Annotated in this window: 13 protein-coding genes; 8 read left to right on the plus strand and 5 right to left on the minus strand. The window is 46.6% G+C overall.

What is annotated here, in order from left to right:
* Positions 1-7: 7 nt before the first annotated feature.
* Positions 8-1480: a sigma-54-dependent transcriptional regulator gene (locus BN8_RS21505; RefSeq protein WP_009284048.1), complete on the minus strand. Its 1473-nt coding sequence runs from the start codon at positions 1478-1480 to the stop codon at positions 8-10.
* Positions 1481-1578: 98 nt separating this feature from the next.
* Positions 1579-1944 (minus strand): response regulator, encoded by a 366-nt coding sequence (locus BN8_RS21510; protein ID WP_009284049.1) that lies wholly within the window; start codon positions 1942-1944, stop codon positions 1579-1581.
* A gap of 482 nt (positions 1945-2426) precedes the next feature.
* Here BN8_RS21510 and BN8_RS32990 point away from each other — a divergent pair, with 482 nt between their 5' ends.
* Positions 2427-2588 (plus strand): lmo0937 family membrane protein, encoded by a 162-nt coding sequence (locus tag BN8_RS32990; protein ID WP_009284051.1) that lies wholly within the window; start codon positions 2427-2429, stop codon positions 2586-2588.
* Between the two features lie 203 nt (positions 2589-2791).
* Here BN8_RS32990 and BN8_RS21515 read toward each other — a convergent pair whose 3' ends face one another.
* Complete coding sequence (locus BN8_RS21515) at positions 2792-3865, minus strand: endonuclease/exonuclease/phosphatase family protein (RefSeq protein WP_009284052.1); 1074 nt, start codon at positions 3863-3865, stop codon at positions 2792-2794.
* A 266-nt stretch (positions 3866-4131) separates the two neighbouring features.
* On the opposite strand from BN8_RS21515, the gene BN8_RS21520 reads away from it, so the two are divergent.
* The 7 genes from BN8_RS21520 to BN8_RS21550 all read left to right on the plus strand — a co-directional run bounded on the left by BN8_RS21520 (position 4132) and on the right by BN8_RS21550 (position 13221).
* Positions 4132-4383: a YtxH domain-containing protein gene (locus BN8_RS21520; RefSeq protein ID WP_009284053.1), complete on the plus strand. Its 252-nt coding sequence runs from the start codon at positions 4132-4134 to the stop codon at positions 4381-4383.
* A gap of 24 nt (positions 4384-4407) precedes the next feature.
* Positions 4408-4776: a YtxH domain-containing protein gene (locus BN8_RS21525; protein ID WP_009284054.1), complete on the plus strand. Its 369-nt coding sequence runs from the start codon at positions 4408-4410 to the stop codon at positions 4774-4776.
* A 142-nt stretch (positions 4777-4918) separates the two neighbouring features.
* On the plus strand, positions 4919-6136 hold the full coding sequence (locus BN8_RS21530; RefSeq protein WP_009284055.1) for an efflux RND transporter periplasmic adaptor subunit: 1218 nt from the start codon (positions 4919-4921) through the stop codon (positions 6134-6136).
* A 144-nt stretch (positions 6137-6280) separates the two neighbouring features.
* Positions 6281-9379 carry an efflux RND transporter permease subunit gene (locus BN8_RS21535; protein WP_009284056.1) on the plus strand — a complete coding sequence of 1033 codons (3099 nt, stop codon included), beginning with the start codon at positions 6281-6283 and terminating at the stop codon, positions 9377-9379.
* Between the two features lie 521 nt (positions 9380-9900).
* Complete coding sequence (locus tag BN8_RS21540) at positions 9901-10830, plus strand: hypothetical protein (RefSeq protein ID WP_009284058.1); 930 nt, start codon at positions 9901-9903, stop codon at positions 10828-10830.
* A 194-nt stretch (positions 10831-11024) separates the two neighbouring features.
* The gene (locus BN8_RS21545; RefSeq protein ID WP_192579098.1) at positions 11025-11702 is read left to right on the plus strand and encodes a response regulator; all 678 of its coding nucleotides are present in this window, start codon (positions 11025-11027) and stop codon (positions 11700-11702) included.
* A gap of 100 nt (positions 11703-11802) precedes the next feature.
* The gene (locus BN8_RS21550; RefSeq protein ID WP_009284060.1) at positions 11803-13221 is read left to right on the plus strand and encodes a sensor histidine kinase; all 1419 of its coding nucleotides are present in this window, start codon (positions 11803-11805) and stop codon (positions 13219-13221) included.
* A gap of 104 nt (positions 13222-13325) precedes the next feature.
* Here the strand turns inward: BN8_RS21550 and BN8_RS21555 are convergent, their stop codons facing one another.
* The gene (locus BN8_RS21555) at positions 13326-13556 is read right to left on the minus strand and encodes a hypothetical protein (protein WP_009284061.1); all 231 of its coding nucleotides are present in this window, start codon (positions 13554-13556) and stop codon (positions 13326-13328) included.
* A 435-nt stretch (positions 13557-13991) separates the two neighbouring features.
* The gene (locus BN8_RS21565) at positions 13992-15581 is read right to left on the minus strand and encodes a peptide chain release factor 3 (protein ID WP_009284062.1); all 1590 of its coding nucleotides are present in this window, start codon (positions 15579-15581) and stop codon (positions 13992-13994) included.
* Positions 15582-15644: the final 63 nt, after the last annotated feature.

Below are 15644 nucleotides of genomic sequence, written 5' to 3' on the forward strand. Positions count from 1 at the left end.
CCAAAGTTTAAAGGTGAATATCGTAAGCCTTAAGCTTGTTATACAGTGTTTTGCGGTCAATGTTAAGCACTTCAGCCGCTTTGGTTTTGTTGTACCCTGTTTTTTCAAGTACTTTCAGGATGGCAGCCCGTTCAGCGCTTTCCGAAACGGATTTAAGGTTGTTGGCAGGCTGTGATATAACGGGTACTCCCGGTCGTAGGGGATCATAACTTACCTGAGCACCACCCGTATCTTCGGGTGTCAGATACTGTGGCGAAATAATTTCCTGCGGTAAAACATCAGCTTCGATGTAATCGCCCTGTGTAAGCAGCACGGCCCGCTTCACTACGTTCTGCAACTCACGGAGGTTTCCGTGCCAGTAGTATTCCTTTAGCTTCTCGCGGCTTTCATCATCGAAACCGATAATGTCTTTATCAAGCTGCTCATTAGCCAGCTCGAGGAAGTGCTCCGCAAAAATCATAATGTCTGCCTTGCGTTCACGCAGGGGCGACAAATGAATTTCGAATTCGTTGATACGGTGGTAGATATCCTCCCGGAACCGCCCTTGCCGAACCGCATCCCGCAGATCTTCGTTCGTAGCACAGATGATTCGCACATCAACCGCAATGTCCTGGTTACTACCAATCCGGCGGATTTTACGTTCCTGCAATACCCGCAACAGCTTTATCTGATTGTCGTAAGACAGGTTTCCCACTTCGTCCAGAAACAGCGTGCCACCGTTGGCATATTCGAAGCTACCTGCTTTGTCCGATAGAGCGCCAGTAAACGCTCCTTTTACGTGACCAAACAATTCGCTACCAGCCAACTCCTTCGATAATGCACCGCAGTCAATGGCCACAAATGGTTTGTCGCCCCGCTTACTCTTTAAATGAATAGCATTCGCAACAAACTCCTTTCCCGTGCCAGTTTCGCCGGTAATGATCACCGACATATTGGTTGGGGCGATAAGTTCAACGTGTTTCTGAAGTTGCTCCGCAGCCCGACTCTTACCAAATATAAATCGTTTCCCATTGGGAGCCAGGGGTGTTTTGGGAGCGGCTTTGGGAGCAGCTTTAGCAGCTACAGTGGCTGGAGAAGCGGTTGCGGAAGAACTGGACGCTGATGCGCTCAGTGACTGACTGCGCCGTTCGAGAGCACCTTTGATTGTATACAGAATTTCATCGGGGTAGAGAGGCTTGGTTACGTAGTCGTAGGCCCCATGCTTTACCGTTTGAACGGCCACCCGTACATCCGAATAACCCGTGATGATAATTACGGCCGTTGCGGGATTAAGTACTTTAATCCGGCGGAGCATCTCCAGACCGTCAATGTCAGGGAGTTTAAAGTCACAGATTACTAACTCAAACGGCTCCTTTCGCAACAAGATGAGACCATCCTCCCCCCGTTGCGCCGAAGCCGTTTTATAACCCTGCTTGCTCAGAAAACGCTCTAACAGCAGGCATATATCGTTATTATCGTCAATTATAAGAATCTTTTCCATGGGCAGTCGAACCGCCGAAGCGGCAGCTTGTTCGGACAGCCTCCGGTTCAAACAAGCGATGCGTAAGTACCGTCAGTGGGCTGCTTAAACAAAGTTACTCAAACCTGGATGGTTTGCAAAGCCTGTTCAATGGAACGGCGCGTAAAGGGTTTACCGATAAAATAGTCGGCCCCTTGCTCAGTAGCCCGGCGACGCTCAGCCTGTCCGTCAAAGGCACTAATCATAACCACCTTGGCCTCAGACTGCCCTTCTTTAATGTGCGGCAATAAATCGAATCCAACGCCATCCGGCAGATTCAGATCAAGAAAAACAGCATCAAAATGCTGGGTTGTCAAAAACTGACGCCCTTCTTCGATAAAGTGTGCGCAGGTAGGCTGGTATCCCAGGCGACGCAGCAGACCGGACAACAATAAACATATATCCGACTCATCGTCAATAATCAATACCCTTTTTACGCTGCTCATCGTGTTTATTACGGCCGGTCTAAACTGTTGCCCCGCGTTCACACCCCTTATATTCCCTACCACGGTGTAAATGAATTAATGTTGTGTACTATCAACAGTATATAAAATTTAGTGCCGAATATTTACGAAATGTTGAAGTAAATAAGTCTTTAGCAGATAAAGTGCAATAAAAGAACTACTTACGATAAAATAGAGCAATTTCCACCTTTATTAATCGCAATTTTTACCTGTATCGCTTGTTTTAGTTGCCGTGGAAAATCTACACAATTTTCTACACCTGTGGATTTTTATCTACAGTTTTAAAAGTACCCTAAACCTGTTTTTCTGCTACAATCCGATAGCCTGAACTTTATTTAGGGCTCATTTACAAGCGTATACAATGATATACGTATGAATTCGGTTCAGCAGGACCTGTTTGGCATAACTTTTTCTAAATAGTCTATCAAATGCGAGATAAATTGTTCTGATTTACTCACAACGTTATGGGAAATCTGTTGTACACGATTGCCGTTATCCTGATCATAGTCTGGTTGCTGGGCTTTCTTGGGTTCAACAGTTTCGGACTGGGCAATCTGATTCATGTACTGCTAGTGATTGCGATCATTGCGATTTTACTCCGTCTAATTCAGGGAAGAGGAGTATAAAATGACAGATTCTATCCGACAAATTGATTAACACCCGGCAAAGTTGTGTAACTTGCCGGCCCAAATAAACTGACATTTGTATTAAAGTGGTACGTTTAGGTTTAGGTGGTTTCATTTTAGGTTAAGTACAAGTTACGGTGGGTACGGAATCCCTGCGCCAAGTTGAGCGCAGGGATTTTTTTATTTCGTCGGTAACCACCCGGTCAACGAGCCTCTTTGATAGTTTCGTTGCTTTCCTGAATATCATCTCCTTCAGGCTGTGGTATGTCAACCGCCCGTGCCGGATCAGGCGCATAGGTGAGTTCGATCAGAATCGGGAAATGATCGGAACCACAATTCGGTAATCGTTTCAAATAACGTAGCCGAAAATGATGAGATACAAATACGTGGTCCAGCGGCCATCGCAGGAAGAAATAACGGGCATGGAACGTACTGAATAACCCACGACCCACGCGTGGATCGAGCAACCCGCTGATCCGCTGGAACAAGCGAGTCGTATGCGACCAGGCCACATCGTTCAGATCTCCGGCTACAATCACAGGGCCTTTCTGCCGACGGGCCTCTTTGCCTACTATAAGCAGTTCTGCATCGCGCTCTGTAGAACGATAATGTTCGGTTGGGCTGGGCGGCATCGGATGAACGCCGTAAAAATGAATCAACTGCTCCGAAGGGAGTTTAAATTGACCGTAGATAGACGGAATGTCATCCTGAATCAAAAAACGGAGTTCGGCATTCTGCAACGGCAAGCGGGAATATAATAACATGCCGTACGTATTTTCAAGTGGATGCAGCAACCGGAATGGATACTGCTCCTGCACTGATTCCAAAGCCTTTGCCCAGGCTTTGTTCCCTTCCAGAATCAAAAAAACGTCGGGTTTGTACTTCGATATAAGCTGACATACGTCCGGTGTGCGCGTATTATACATGTACACATTCGCAACCATCAACCGTATCGTTGCTTTGTCGTTCGACGCTTCGCCAGCCTTACGTAGAATACGATGCACCTGCTTCTTATGAAAAGATGTATACGGGTAAATTAGCCAGCCCTGATACAACAAAGCCGCTGACAAACCAACGGGCATAAGCGCATCAGTCCATTCACTCTTTTCACCTGTGAACACCCACGCTACCAGCGCAATTGACGCCAGAACGAAAAGTTGCAGATGGGGAAAATCCCAGATACGTATCCACCAATAGTCCAGGCGGATAAGATGGACGAACGAGGCAATAATTACAAACCAGATAAACGCCGGCAGAAATAAAGTGAGGTAATCCATGAAGTAGTGGCTGGTTGAGTAATTAATCAATAGCTATTTGCCGCCGTCGAACGCTGGCAAACAGCTACGTTCATAAGTGTCAACTTGTGTTGTTGAGGAAATGTTGGACATCGTTGTAGAAATTTATCCTCAACTACTGCCAATCAACCACTTAGAAATTTTTTAAGTAAAAAACTATTAATCAATGCCTTATGACGTTAAGAAGAAAGTGGTACAAAATTTTCTAATGAGGAGATGTACCGAATCACACACTAAAACGATATTTTATGAAATCGTTACCTGGCATTCTTGTCGGACTCGCAATGGGCGCTGTTATCGGTGTTCTGCTGGCTCCGCAAAGTGGTCGTAAGACACGGAAGCGAATTTCTTCCGAATCTGATTCTCTCTTTAAAGACCTGCAGGATCAACTGCAATCGGGTCTGGAGAATATCAAAAAACAATACAACGATTACGTTGATACGGCGGCCTCCCGGTCGCAGGAGATTGTGAGCCGAGTCGAGCGCCGGACGAAGAAATAATTAATCACCTAAAAACAAACAACAATGAGAAGCACAAGAGATTTTCTGACGGGTATTATAACGGGTATTGCAATTGGTATGTTAACCGCCCCTCGCAGTGGTAAAGAAACCCGCGACAAACTGGTTGATGAAGCAAACAAACGTTCCGAAGATTTGAAAGATCAATGGAGCAAAGGTGTTGAGCAGGTAAAGCAAGGTTACGAACAGGCTAAGACGCAGGTTAACCAGTACGCTCAACAGGCTAAAGATCAGATCAATCAATATAAAGATAAAGCACAGTCTGAAGCCAATCAGGACCAGGCTAAGCAGCAATACAACGAACAGGTCGATAACCTGGCCAACAAGGCACAATCAGGTATTGAAGATGCTCGTGATGCTGTTCGCGTGAACTAATTTCATTTTTGCTGATTTACTCAACGTTTTGAAAAATTGATATGCCCCCGGCCAAAGCCGGGGGCTTTTTCTTTGTCTGGGTTTAACGCACTTTTAATTTTTGTTTAAGCAGCGTTTAATTAGGGTCGGACACCTTTGGGATATGAAAAAGCGCACTATTATCCCTCCTTGTTCACGGCCTCTACGGCTGCGGAACTACTTCGGCAATGATTTAGCCATGCCGAGTGGGGTTTCATTTGGTATCATCGTGCGGAAAAACCAGAAACCTGGTTATCGACAGATCATGGCAGCAGTTGCCACGCTGTTACTGGCTGGTAGTCTTACCAGTTGTCATTCATCGGCCGAATCTGAAAATGCAACAACTAAACAGGCGCATCAGGATGTCAATCTTTTATCGACCGCCCGGTTCGACACGGCGCGTTTAAATACGGTCACTAATGAGCTTGATCTGACCGGTAAGATCACGTTCAATCAGGACAAGGTTGTTAAAGTATTTCCGCTGGTTGGCGGGCACATTGAACAGGTAAAGATTGAACTTGGCGATTATGTCCACAAAGGGCAGGTACTTGCAGTACTGCGATCCGGTGATCTTGCCGATCTGGAGCAGCAAGCCATAACGGCGCGGAGCCAGTTGGCCGTTGCGCAAAAAAACGTGCAGGTTACGGAAGATATGGCAAAATCAGGCTTCTCAGCTCAGCGCGACCTGCTGGTTGCCCGCGAACAGCTTGAAGCCGCCAGGGGGGAAGTAAATCGCGTCAACGAACGCCGTCGTATTCTGGGAGGTAATGGCTCTGAATACGTAGTCAAAGCACCTGTCAGTGGTTTTGTTGTTGAAAAGACGGCCTCTCCGGGCATGGAACTTCGCTCCGACGACCCTGAAAACCTGTTTACAATTTCTAACCTCGATCAGGTGTGGGTTCTCGCCAACGTATACGAATCTGACTTAGCCAATATACACGCAGGCGATTCAGCAACCATCACTACCCTTTCATACCCGGATCGCGTGTTCCATGGTCGGATTGACAAAATCTTCAATGTGCTCGACCCTGAGAGCAAGACAATGAAAGTTCGTGTTACGCTCAATAACGCCGATTTTCAGTTAAAGCCAGAGATGTTTGCCAACGTGCGGGTAGCCTACGCCGGTCATGATAAACGGGTGGCCATTCCAACAAACGCCGTTGTCTTCGACAAAAGCCGAAACTTTGTTGTCTCTGTCACGAAAGAGAATCAACCCGTTGTGCGGGAGGTGGATATTTATAAGACCACCAGCGATAAAAGCTACATAAATAGTGGGCTCAGCGACGGCGAACGCATCATCACAAAGAATCAATTACTGATTTACAATGCGCTTGCTAACTAACCAATCATACCAGCAGAACGAAAGCGGACGGTAGCTATACTCAGCCCACTGTCCGCTTTTGTTTTAACAGGCTTTTAACAAAGGTTTAAACCAGCTTTAAGTCACTCCCAGGAGCTTTGCGCTGGTCGTTTCACTCAGCACGCCATGAATAAGGTCATCAAAAGCATCCTGTCATTCTCGCTGAAGAACAGGTTTTTCGTCTTTTTTATAACGGCACTATCAGTAGTAGCCGGTTTTATCAGTTATCAAAATACGCCAATTGAAGCGTTTCCGGACGTAACGAACACGCAGATCACGATTATAACGCAGTGGCCTGGCCGCTCGGCAGAAGAAATCGAAAAGTTCGTTACCATCCCGATTGAAATAGGACTGAACTCCGTTCAGAAACGTACCGACATTCGCTCGACAACCTTGTTTGGCCTATCGGTCGTTAAAATACTGTTTGAAGATGGCGTTGACGATGCCTTTGCCCGTCAACAGGTTAATAATCTGCTCAACACTGTTGACCTCCCCGATGGTATAAAGCCGGACGTACAGCCTCCCTACGGTCCAACCGGTGAGATTTTCCGCTACACACTCCAATCACCTACCCGTAATGCCCGTGAACTCAAAACGATGCAGGATTGGGTCATCGAGCGACAGTTGAAAAGCGTACCGGGAGTAGCAGATGTCGTTAGTTTCGGGGGCGAGGTTAAAACATACGAAATCACCGTTGACCCGCGCCGGCTCATCGATTACAATATTACACCTCAGCAGCTCTATCAGGCAGTTGCCAACTCCAATGTCAACGTAGGGGGCGACGTCATCGAAAAAAACTCGGAAGCCTATGTGGTCCGTGGCATTGGCTTGCTGAAAAACCAGCGTGACATCGGCAATATAATCATCAAAAACGTTAATGGAACGCCGATCATGGTGCGTAACGTAGCGCAGGTGTCGGAATCGGCACTGCCAAGGCTGGGGCAGGCTGGTCGCGATAAGCAGAACGATGTTGTAGAATGTATTGTGGTTATGCGCAAAGGCGAAAATCCCAGCGAAGTTATTGAGCGGGTCAAAGCCAAGATTGATGAGCTGAACGACCACATTTTACCCTCGGATGTTCAGATCAATACGTTTTATAACCGCGAAACACTCATCAATTTCGCTACGCACACGGTCACGCATAACCTGATTGAAGGTATTGTGTTCGTGACGGTAATTGTGTTCCTCTTCATGGCCGACTGGCGTACTACCGTCACGGTATCAATCATTATTCCGCTGGCTTTGCTGTTTGCATTCATCTGCCTTCGGCTAAAAGGCATGTCGGCAAATCTTCTGTCGATGGGTGCCATCGACTTTGGTATCATCGTCGATGGAGCCGTTGTGATGGTCGAGGGGATTTTTGTTACACTCGACGAACTGGCCCACCGACAAGGCATGGACAGGTTCAATAAGATGGCCAAACTGGGGTTACTTCGTAAAACTGGCACCGAAATGGGCAAGGCGATCTTTTTCTCGAAAATGATCATCATCACCTGTCTGATTCCTATTTTCTCATTCCAGAAAGTTGAAGGCAAGATGTTTTCTCCACTGGCGTGGACCTTGGGATTTGCCCTGCTCGGAGCCCTGATCTTTACGTTGACACTGGTTCCTGTGTTGGCGAGTCTGCTCCTACGTAAGAATGTTCGGGAAAAACATAATCCATTTGTAAACCTGGTCACCCGGTATGCAACTCAGGCATTTGCCTACACCTTTGCCCACAAAAAACTCAGCCTGATCCTGGCTGGCCTGCTGGTACTGGTTGGTCTTTCGGGTTTTAAACTGTTGGGAACCGAATTTTTGCCTGAACTTGACGAAGGTTCCATCTATGTCAGAGCCTCTATGCCCATGAGCATTTCGCTGCCGGAGTCAGTGAAATTAACTACTGATATGCGGCATATTTTTGAAGAATTTCCAGAAGTGAAAGGTGTTATTTCCCAGACCGGTCGCCCTAACGATGGCACTGATCCAACGGGCTTTTATAACATTGAATTTCTGGTAGATATCTATCCGAAAGACGAGTGGAAAAGCGGCTGGACAAAAGAAGAACTTATCGATCACATGCAGGAGAAACTCAAGGTATTTCCTGGGGTAACGTTTGGTTTCTCGCAGCCCATCATGGACAATGTGGAAGAGGCCGTATCAGGTGTTAAGGGGTCGATTGCCGTCAAAATTTACGGAACTGACCTGTACACGCTTGAGCAAAAAGCCACTGAGGTTCAGCGCCAGTTGGCTACGGTTGACGGAATTCAGGATTTGGGAGTTATTCGCAATATTGGTCAACCCGAAATGCGAATAGAGCTGGACGAACAGAAACTCGCTTTATACGGCGTTGATAAAGCAGACGCCGAAGCCGTGATTGAGATGGCTATCGGTGGCAAAGCAGCAACGCAGATCTATGAAGGCGAGCGCAAATTCGATTTACGAATTCGCTATGAGCCGCAATTCCGCTCCAACGAACAGCAGATTGGTCATTTAATGGTTCCTACTGAGAATGGCAGTATGATACCCATCAAGGAAATCGCTCATGTTTACACGCAGACGGGCCCCGTACTGATTTTCCGGGAAGGTAACCAACGCTACGGAGCAGTCAAATTTTCGGTTCGTGGCCGTGATATGGGCAGCGCCGTCACAGAAGCTCAACAGAAAGTGGCCGCTAACGTGCAGCTACCGGCCGGCTACACAATTAAATGGGCCGGTGATTTCGAAAACCAGCAACGGGCTACACTGCGTCTGGAGCAGGTTGTGCCCATTAGTCTGCTGGGCATTTTTTTCATTCTCTTTGTGCTGTTCGGTAACGTTAAAGACGCTGGCCTTGTCCTGCTAAACGTGCCATTCGCCATCATTGGCGGCATTGCGGCCCTGATTGTCACCCATGTCAATTTCAGTATCTCGGCTGGCATAGGCTTCATTGCCCTGTTCGGTATTTGTATTCAGAATGGGGTTATTCTTATCTCCGTTTTCAAGAAAAACCTGCACCAGAAGCTTTCGTTATCTGATGCCATCCGGGAGGGTGTTATTTCACGCATCAGACCGGTAGTCATGACGGCCATGATGGCCGCGATCGGCTTAATTCCAGCCGCTGTTTCGCACGGTATAGGATCGGAAACCTCTAAGCCGCTGGCTATTGTCGTGATTGGCGGTCTGATTACAGCAACGTTGTTGACGCTCCTAATCTTCCCCTTGCTATTTTACGCCTTTTACCGGCGTAAGTTTCAAAGCTTGTAGTGCCACAAGATAACATCCCTACCAGCGTGTCTATCTCCACAATAAGCATCCGGAGTTACAGACCGTTTAATAATATTAGTTGTTTGTTGCTATAACTGAACAAGTTCCAAAGAATTTGTGTTTATCTAACATAAGACAGCGCAAATCTTCGCGAGAAAAGCAATTTTTAAGCTAATATTAACGTTATATTGATAAGTAATCGCCACCTTTGTGCGATGAACAGGACAACGTAGTAGATAGTATTATTTTGAACTGTCAAAGATATTGCTCAATTTAGCAAACGATCCTTTACAAAGGGAAGGTTGAACATCAAGACTCGGCGGCCGCCCGGTCGTCGGTCTTGAAATGGTGTGGATAGAAGCGGAAAGCCGCCCCGATTTTCGGAGCGGCTTTTTTGTTTTTGGTCAACGCTGGGTTTTGTTTTAATTGGCTGTTAATAAGCAGCTAACACAGCTTTAATAACTAAGACAGAGTTTTGTAAGCGCTACAGCAAATATACGCTTAGCTGCTACCATCCTGCCATGCTCACTATTTTTGCAAACCTGATACGTGGTCTGAAATTGTCGCCCCAAAAGCAAAAGTTGGCCGACAAACATCCGGGCACAACCTTCTGGGATTTACCAAGCCACTCTTTTTACTCGGCTCTACTAACGTCTGCCAGTGAGGACATCTTTCTAAGTCCAGCTTACGATTCGTACGTGTCTTTCTTTAAACAAGGCTCTTTGGCCATAGTCCCCTTACAGCAAAGCGTTACGTTAAATCCTTATCTTCTGCTTGCCTTTGAAAACGAATGCCTGCGTCTTGGACTACAATCACTCTATATTGGTGTTGGAAAGTCGGATCTGGCGTTTTTCAGCACGATTAACAAGCAATGTCGGCTTACTGGCTACGAAGGATTTGCGAACGTACAGCTCAGCGAACTCAACTGGGCTATTGAGGCCCTCAATCTGGCAAATGAACACAATTTAAGTGTTCACGTTTACGAGTCGCCTATATTGGACGGATTAGTACAGCAGTTGGAGGCCGTAGTCGGCAATGGAAATACTATGCAACGATCCGCCAGGTACACCGACTCAGTATCGTGTCGGCAGGAGATAACACGTAAGTTAAAATTCAGCACAATTGCTGTGCTCGAAAATTCGGAAGGAAAGATTTTTGCATTTGCAAAACTTGGCGTTAATCCGGCTGGTGAAACCGGCTCATTTGGTTCTATTTCACAAACTTTTGATGCACCAGCCAACGCACAGCACTTACTTATTGCAGGTATTATCCATCATTACTACCGACAGGGACGCAGCCAAATCAGTCTGGGCAGTATATCAGCCACATTGTCAAAATCATCAGCGGAAAAAACGTTAAATCAATACGTTCATGAATGGCATCCTCATTATGCTGCTTTTAGTAAATCACTCAACCCCAATCAGGTTATACAAAGTCTAATGTCTCTTTAACGTTCTTTTAATATAACTTTTATTGCCTTTTAATACCGCATCGCCACTTTCGGGCCACCACTGTACTAATCGGATGGCTTTTTTCCCTTTTACTTTTGAGAAAAAAGCAGTCTGTTAATACAATAGCATTTTTTGTACACTAAGAACTTCATAAGACGTTTTTAAAATTAAGTATAGCTATGTATGTTGCAGACATGAAAATCTTGGTGGTGGAAGACGAACCCAAACTGGCATCGTTCGTCAAAAAAGGCTTAGAAGAACAATCCTGCGAAGTGGACGTCGCCTTTGACGGTCAGGTTGGCCGAAACATGGCTCTCCATAACACCTATGACGTTATTGTGCTGGATGTCAATCTCCCTAAAATGAATGGCTTTGACGTCGTTCAGTCGTTACGAGAGGAGCATATACGGACTCCGGTACTGATGCTGACGGCTATGGGCTCGGTTGACGATAAGTTAACTGGTTTTGAATCCGGAGCTGATGATTACCTGGTAAAGCCCTTTGAATTCCGCGAATTAATGGCCCGTTTGCGAGCGCTAAATAAGCGGGGCAGCGATCCTGGTACGCAGGCAAATGTGCTAAAAGTAGCCGACCTGGAACTGGACCTGAATGAAAAGGTGGCCCGTCGAGGTGGTAACCGTATCGAATTAACAGCCAAAGAATTTGGCTTACTTGAATACCTCATGCGTAATCGGGGCCGTGTCGTCTCCCGAGTTGACATTGCCGAAAAGGTTTGGGATATTCATTTCGATACTGGAACGAATGTTATTGATGTTTACGTAAACTTCCTCCGCAAAAAGGTTGATAAAGACTACCCGGCCAAGCTGATTCATACGGTGATTGGCATGGGCTATATGCTCAAGGAAGAATAACTCAGTGGGCGAGTTAGTCAGTACGAATTAAACGTGTGAAAGGTTATTGCATAGCTTACGGGCGAATTACACGGTGACTATGTTTTTTGACTGACAGCTTATGAATATCCGCACCCGCCTGACGTTACTGTTCGTGATGCTGGTGGCTTCTATACTCTTGTTGTTTTCCGTTACGATTTATTACTTATACGATCAGTTTCGGGCACAGGAATTTGAACAGCGTCTTGAAGAAAAAGCTCTTACAACCGCCAGGTTCTGGGAGAACGTAAGCCAGGCCCTGCCCGACGATTTGCCCGCCATGGCAAATGAGCAGGTCACAATCTACGATGAGCAGGGACGCATTCTATACAACAGTAATAAGCTTTTAGCCCGTTTTCCGCTTCCATCCGGCTTTATACGTAGTGTCCTTCAGAAACACACTCAAACAGCTCACCTGGGTGATATTGAGGCCATAGGCGTTAGTCATTCTAACCGACAAGGTGATAAACTCGTCATTGTAGCATCGGCCTTTGACCGCTACGGCTTTAGTAAACTCAAACGCCTTCGGGAGATCTTGTTTTTTGGCTGGCTACTCTGCCTTGCCATTACAGGCATATCGGGGTATCTGTTCGCGAATGATGCCTTACGACCTGTTTCCGAAATTGTAGCCCAAGTCAATACCATATCTGCAACAAATATTCACCAGCGACTTCGGGTCGGTCGTCAGCGGGATGAACTAGCTTATTTGGCCCGAACATTTAACGACATGCTGACACGACTGGAAGAAGCATTCATTTCACAAAAAAGTTTTGTTTCGCACGCTTCCCATGAGCTACGTACCCCCCTGACGGTGATGATGGGGCAAATAGAAGTAACCTTGCTGCAACCACGCTCCCAGGCCGACTATGAGGCTGCCCTGGATGGATTGCTTGATGAAGTTAAGAGTATGATCCGCCTGGTCAACGGTTTGCTTGAGTTAGCACGGGCCAGCGCTGATGCTACCACACTAAATTATCAGCCTGTACGCATCGATGAATTATTATGGCAGGCACAAAGCCACATCATTCAACGAAAACCTCAATACGAAATAGATATTGACTTTGAAAATCTGCCGGCCCAGGAAGAAGATCTCGTCATAATTGCTGAAGAGTCGTTGTTGCTCACAGCTCTCCAGAACTTAATGGAGAACGGTTGTAAGTACTCTCCCGATGAACGCGTAACGGTTCGGATTCTATTTGAGTCAGGGCAGGTCAACCTGATTATTAGTGACAATGGGTATGGCATACCCAGGGCCGATCTGCCACACATATTCGAACCCTTTTTCCGTTCGTCAAGTACGATGACCGTTAGTGGGCATGGAATCGGTCTCGCACTTACTCGCCGGATTATTGAACTACATCACGGGCAGATTGTCGTCGAATCGGAGGTTGGCCGTGGCACAACTTTTCGCATCAGTTTGCCGACGCAACAACAGACACCGGCCAACCGAGTAACTTCATTTTCGTCGGATCGGGAGCGTCTGGCGGGTTTCAACCATTGAGCCAGCCACAGCGTTCGGCAACGTCCTACCAAAATGGCAGACGATCCGTTGGGAAATAGTTCTACTTTATTTCCAACAGATCGTCTGCGTACTCGTAAGAAAGACTAATACTCTTTTTTCACTTGCTTTTTCGCGTCTTTTGCCGCCTTTTTTGTTACGTCGGCCGCTTCTTCTTTGGCTTTACTGCCCGATTCGCTCGCGTCTTTTTTCATTTGTTTGGCTTTATCCTCGGCGATTTTAGTCGTCTTCTTCGCTTCTTTCTTTGTCACGTCCTGAGCGACTACATTCGAGGATAAAAACAGCATCGTGATCGCTGCGGTGATTAATGTCTTCATGGCTATTTGCTGGTTGTTGATTGCGGCCGTTTAACCCGACTGCCATTTTCAGTTTGGCCCTGAATAGGTTGTTTACGCTTTTGAGAATTCTCTGGAACAGGCTGAGCTGGTCGTTGCCCGTTAAACTTTTCAGCGGCCGCTTTCTGCTTTTCTTTGTCGCTAACCCGGCCTGCACTACCGTTGTATGGCGAACTACTCCTTATGCTTTCGCGCGATTGTGCATAAACGGCTGCTGGTACCATCAACAACGTAACGACCCCAATCTTTATCCACTTACTTTTCATAAGGATGATTTGTCTGTTGATAAATGAATCAATAAACTACAAACTCTACAATTCAACAGTAGTTAAACAAAGTGAACAACCGGTACCTACCCCACAAAAAAAGGCCAGCTTTCCGCCGGCCTTTTGATATTCGTTACAACATATTGACTGCTTAAACAGCCACTTTAAATTCAGATGTCTGATGAAACTGAATATCCGGATTATTCTGCTGATTCATGCGAAGCATCCAGTCTGACTCAGCCAGAAAAACCGGGTTCTGATCTTTATCGTAACCAATCTGATTACCTTTCAACCGAATAAACTCTGCCAGTTTCTTTGGATCTTCGCTCGTAATCCAGGTGGCTTTTGAATAGCTCATTGGAACCCAGCGGCATTTTGCTCCGTACTCATGCTCAAGCCGGTATTGAATTACATCAAACTGGAGGTCGCCCACCGTACCGACCACTTTGCGATTACCCGGCTGAAGGGTGAATAATTGCGCAACACCTTCATCTGTCAACTGCTCGATACCCTTGTCCAGTTGTTTGGATTTCATAGGGTCGAGGTTGATAAGCTCTTTGAATATCTCCGGCGAGAAACTCGGAATGCCCTGGAACTGAAGCTCCTCTCCTTCTGTCAGCGTGTCGCCTATCTTAAACGTACCGGTATCGTATAAGCCAACCACATCGCCGGGGAAACCCTCATCCAATACGCTTTTGCTATCGGCCATGAAGCTGAACGGGCTTGAAAAGCGAACGTTTTTATCCAGGCGGGTGTGATGGTAAAACTTGCCCCGCTCAAACACCCCCGAACATATGCGCAGGAACGCTATCCGGTCGCGGTGACGGGGATCGAGGTTGGCATGTATTTTAAAGACAAATCCGCTGAACTGCTTTTCGTCAGGTTTGACTTCCCGCTTATCAGTCTGCCGGGCAATGGGCTCGGGCGAAAACTGGCAGAATCCGTCCAGAAGTTCTTTAACACCAAAATTATTGACGGCCGACCCAAAAAATACGGGGGCCAACTTTCCGCTCAGATAAGCCTCTCGGTCAAACTGATCGTAAACGCCTTCAATTAACTCAACGTCTTCGCGAAGTTGAGCCGCATCACGTTCGCCTACTTTCTCATCGAGAACGGCCTCTTCAAGCTTGATCGGCAGCACATCGTCCTCAACCTTGGTCTTATTAGCTTTGAAGAAATATAACTTTTGCTCGATCAGGCTGTAAACGCCTTTGAAATCTGACCCCATGTTAACGGGCCAGGTCAGCGGTCGAACACGGATATTCAGTTTCTCTTCCAGTTCATCGAGCAGATCGAACGGATTACGTCCTTCACGGTCGAGTTTATTGATGAAAATGATCACGGGCGTATCGCGCATCCGGCATACTTCCATCAACCGTTCGGTTTGTTCCTCTACACCTTTTACGCAGTCGATAACCAGAATAACGCTATCAACCGCTGTCAGCGTCCGGTACGTATCTTCCGCAAAATCTTTGTGGCCCGGTGTATCAAGAATATTGATTTTCAAATTGTTATACTCAAACGTCATCACCGACGTTGCGACCGAAATACCCCGTTGCTTTTCGATCTCCATAAAATCGGACGTAGCCGATTTCTTGATCTTGTTGGACTTCACCGCTCCGGCGGTCTGAATTGCGCCACCAAAAAGCAGTAATTTCTCCGTTAACGTAGTTTTACCGGCATCGGGGTGGCTAATGATGGCGAACGTCCGACGGCGGGCTGTTTCCTGTGCTATACTCATTTTAACTGGCTTTCCAGTTTTGTATTTTTCTTATAAACAACAGACAAAGGTACAAAATTCCGG

Source organism: Fibrisoma limi BUZ 3 (assembly GCF_000296815.2).
GTDB lineage: Bacteria > Bacteroidota > Bacteroidia > Cytophagales > Spirosomataceae > Fibrisoma > Fibrisoma limi.